The organism is Paenarthrobacter sp. TYUT067, assembly GCF_023656375.1.
In the GTDB taxonomy this organism is placed as follows: Bacteria; Actinomycetota; Actinomycetes; order Actinomycetales; family Micrococcaceae; genus Arthrobacter.
The window spans coordinates 1-1,389 of sequence record NZ_JAMOIT010000044.1 but is presented as its reverse complement, the minus strand read 5'-3'; the positions used below and the strand labels follow the sequence as shown (position 1 = coordinate 1,389).

The window sequence follows — 1,389 nt, the reverse complement described above, 5'->3', positions numbered from 1 at the left end:
ACTTCTTCGGCAAATCCCCGCAGACCAAAGACATGGTGGCGGATTTGGACGACGAGCAGATCTGGGGCCTCAAACGCGGCGGTCACGACTACCGCAAGGTCTACGCCGCGTACAAGGCAGCCACCGAATTCAAGGGCAAACCCACCGTGATCCTGGCCAAAACGGTCAAGGGCTACGGCCTGGGCCCGCACTTCGAGGGCCGCAACGCGACCCACCAGATGAAGAAACTGACCATGGAAGACCTCAAAGCCTTCCGTGACCACCTCCGGATCCCCATCAGCGATGACCAACTCGACGCTGACCTCTACCGGCCCCCGTACTACCACCCCGGCATGGACGCCCCGGAAATCAAATACCTCATGGAACGCCGGGCAGAGCTCGGCGGGTTCGTCCCCGAACGCCGCCGCCACCACACCCCCGTGACCCTGCCCGAGGCCAAATCCTACGAGGTCGCCAAACGCGGATCCGGGAAACAACAAGCCGCCACCACCATGGCCTTCGTCCGGTTGTTGAAGGACCTCATGCGGGATAAGAACTTCGGTGCCCGGTTCGTGCCCGTGGTCCCGGACGAATCCCGGACCTTCGGGATGGACGCGTTCTTCCCGACCGCGAAAATCTACAACCCCAAAGGTCAGAACTACCTCTCCGTGGACCGCGACCTCGTCCTGGCCTACAAAGAATCACCCGCCGGACAACTGATCCACCCCGGCATCAACGAAGCCGGCGCCGTGGCAGCGTTCACCGCCGCCGGGACCTCCTACGCCACCCACGGCGAACCCCTGGTCCCGATCTACGTGTTCTACTCCATGTTCGGCTTCCAACGCACCGGAGATTCGTTCTGGGCCGCAGCGGACCAAATGACTCGCGGCTTCATCATCGGCGCCACCGCAGGACGAACCACCCTCACCGGCGAAGGACTCCAACACGCCGACGGACACTCCCCCGTCCTGGCCTCCACCAACCCCGCCGTGAAAACCTACGACCCCGCCTACGGCTACGAAATCGGCCACATCATCCGCCACGGCCTCGAAGAAATGTACGGACGCGACAGTACAGACGGCACCGGTGAAGACCGGAACGTGATGTACTACCTCACCGTCTACAACGAACCCATCACCCAACCCGCGGAACCCGAAAACCTCGACATCAACGGACTCCTCAAAGGCATCTACCGCCTCGCAGAAGCCCCGCAAGGCGACTCAAACCGGCCCACCGCGAACATCCTCGCCTCCGGCGTGTCCGTGCCCTGGGCCATCGAAGCCGCCCGGATCCTGAACGAAGACTGGGGAGTCGCCGCCGAAGTCTGGTCCGTGACCTCCTGGAACGAACTCCGCCGCGACGGACTCGCCGCCGAAGAACACGCCTTCCTCAACCCCGGCCAACCCGCCC

At 63.4% G+C, this 1,389-nt stretch carries 1 pseudogene; it reads left to right on the top strand.

Features of this window, described 5'->3' with window-relative positions:
- Nucleotides 1-1,389: pseudogene (locus tag MOD31_RS21810) on the top strand (pyruvate dehydrogenase (acetyl-transferring), homodimeric type); the annotation flags it as partial.